Source organism: Pseudomonas sp. P5_B2, assembly GCF_056400445.1.
Genome location: NZ_JBFULH010000563.1, coordinates 1 through 2,632, shown reverse-complemented (window position 1 = coordinate 2,632; position 2,632 = coordinate 1). Strand labels below are relative to the sequence as shown.

General features: G+C 56.6%; 2 protein-coding genes and 1 pseudogene. 2 read left to right on the top strand and 1 reads right to left on the bottom strand.

Going from position 1 to position 2,632, the window contains the following annotated elements:
* Positions 1 to 49 precede the first annotated feature (49 nt).
* Complete coding sequence (locus tag AC1DRJ_RS23990) at positions 50 to 1,153, top strand: sigma-54 interaction domain-containing protein (RefSeq protein WP_477804338.1); 1,104 nt, start codon at positions 50 to 52, stop codon at positions 1,151 to 1,153.
* Positions 1,154 to 1,321: 168 nt separating this feature from the next.
* Here the strand turns inward: AC1DRJ_RS23990 and AC1DRJ_RS23985 are convergent.
* Positions 1,322 to 2,050 (bottom strand): annotated as a pseudogene (locus AC1DRJ_RS23985) (MetQ/NlpA family ABC transporter substrate-binding protein).
* A 272-nt stretch (positions 2,051 to 2,322) separates the two neighbouring features.
* Between AC1DRJ_RS23985 and AC1DRJ_RS23980 the strand changes: the two are divergent.
* A partial coding sequence (locus AC1DRJ_RS23980) for a VOC family protein (protein ID WP_477804337.1) occupies positions 2,323 to 2,632 on the top strand: 310 nt, incomplete at its 3' end.

The window sequence follows — 2,632 nt, the reverse complement described above, 5'->3', positions numbered from 1 at the left end:
GCCGACTCCGACCTTCTATTCATAGCCTTCTCTTCATGGAGCGAAGCCCATGCAACTGCTGACCTTACCGCCCTCGCCCGCGCTGGCCACCTCGATCCGCGCCACCGCGCAGGTGTTCGAAGACCCGAAATCCCGGGCCTTGCTCGCCCATCTGCAACAAGTCGCGCCCAGTGAAGCCAGTGTGCTGATCATCGGCGAAACCGGCACCGGCAAGGAGTTGGTGGCACGGCACATCCACAACCTCAGCGCCCGACGCAACCGGCCGTTCGTGGCAGTGAACTGCGGCGCGTTCTCCGAATCGCTGGTCGAGGCCGAACTGTTCGGCCACGAAAAAGGAGCCTTCACGGGTGCACTGAGCGCCAAGGCCGGCTGGTTCGAGGAGGCCGATGGCGGCACGCTGTTCCTCGATGAAATCGGTGATCTGCCGATGGCGATTCAGGTCAAGTTACTGCGCGTGTTGCAGGAGCGCGAAGTGGTCCGCCTTGGCTCGCGCAAGAGCATTCCCATCGACGTGCGCGTACTGGCCGCGACAAACGTACAACTGGAAAAAGCCATCAACGCCGGGCATTTTCGCGAAGATCTGTATTACCGCCTCGACGTGGTCAGCCTGGAGCTGAGCCCCTTACGCGAGCGTCCCGGCGACATCTTGCCGCTGACCCGTCATTTCGTCGAAACCTACAGTCAGCGCCTGGGTTACGGCAGCATCACCATCAGCAAAGAAGCCGAGTTGAGACTGCGCAGCTACAGTTGGCCGGGCAACATCCGCGAACTGGAAAACGTCATTCACCATACGCTGCTGATTTGCCGTAACGGCGTGATCGAACGCGATGACCTGCGCTTGTCCAACATGCGTATCGAGCGCCAGGACGATTACCACGCCAACATCAACGACTCACCGGAAGCCCTGCTGGATCGAGCCTTTCAAAAGCTGTTCGCAGAACAGGCCGGTGCGCTGCATGAGAAAGTCGAAGACGCGTTATTGCGCGCGGCCTATCGTTTCTGCCATTACAACCAGGTTCACACCGCCGCCCTGCTGGGCCTGAGCCGTAACGTGACACGCACGCGGCTGATCAAGATTGGAGAGCTGGCCGTGAACAAGCGTCGGGTGATGGAGAATGTTCAGGGTGAACGCGTGATGCAGTTGTCGATTTAGCGAAGGCGCGGTTGTTGGAATCGAATACAGATCACTAATAGCGGTACGGCCATCGCGAGCAGGCTCACTCCCACATTTGATCTGAGGTGTTCACAAATTTTGTGTTCACAGAAGGTCCAGTGTGGGAGTGAGCCTGCTCGCGATGGCTTATTGAGATTCAATGAAGTTTTAGAATCCTGGCGCAATCTGCCCCTTGTAACGGGTCAAGATGAACTGCCGAACCTCATCCGAGTTCAGCGCCTTGGCCAGTTTCTGCAAACAGGGATCATTGATGTTGTCCGGCCGCGCCACCAGAAACTCGATGTACTAGCTCTTGCCCTTCTCGACGATCAATGCGCTGTTGGTGTCGATCCCCGCCTCCARGGCGTAGTTGGCGAAGACAAATGCGAGGTCGACCTGGCTCACCGAACGMGCTAGTAATGCGCCTTCCAGTTCACGAATTTTCAGGTGCTTGGGGTTGTCGATGATGTCCCGTTGAGTGGCGAGGGTGTTGCTCGGGTCCTTGAGTTTGATCAGCCCGGCTTCGTGCAACAACACAAGCGCACGGCCGGTATTCACCGGGTCATTGGGGATCGAAACGGTGGCGCTGTCCTTCAGTTCGGCGATGTTTTTGATCTTGGTCGAGTAGGCACCGAACGGTTCAATGTGCACACCGACCACCGGCACCAGATCGGTGTGGCGAGAATTGTTGTAATCATCCAGAAACGGCCGGTATTGGCAATAGTTGGCGTCGAGGCTCTTCAACGCCAACTGCTGATTGGGCTGGATAAAGTCGTTGAAGACTTTGATGTCCAGCTCCACGCCTTCCTTGGCCAAGGTCGGTTTGACGAATTCGAGGATTTCCGCGTGTGGCACCGGAGTGGCGCCGACGACGAGTTTTTCGGATAAACGGCAGATTCAGGCATTTGATGTTCTCGACAGCAGTGTTTAACAGAGCCATTGCAGCTTCTGTGTCGAGGTCATGAGCTAATGTTTTCGGGCAATTGGCGAGTATTTTTCAGGTTTTGCATTACCGCATCCGAGCAATCTGCTGCTGCGCTGTTGTTGGCTGAACAGCGTCGCTGCTCGTCGGGCGCTTGGTAGCCAACACGACGCGGGCCTATATTTATTCGGTCGGAAATCGACACAGGACACCTTTTCATCCACAACAACAAACAGGGAGATTCATCATGAGCGTAAAACCCATTCCAGAGGGTTATCACAGCATCACCCCATATCTGGGCATCCACAAAGCGGCTGAAGCAATCGAGTTCTACAAGAAGGCCTTTGGCGCCATCGAAGTCATGCGCCTGGCTATGCCGGACGGCGGGATCGGACATGCCGAACTGCGCATAGGCGACTGCCCGATCATGCTCGGCACGCCGTGTGATCAGGGGCCGTTGAGTAATCCTGACAATTCACCGTCGGTAGGCCTGCATCTGTATGTGACGGATGTGGACAAGTCTTATCAACAAGCGATTGCGGCGGGCGGCACCGTGG

Bases quoted from the DNA above. Each gene is read 5' to 3' on its own strand.
- AC1DRJ_RS23990 (WP_477804338.1), top strand. From the start codon at position 50: ATGCAACTGCTGACCTTACCGCCCTCGCCCGCGCTGGCCACCTCGATC.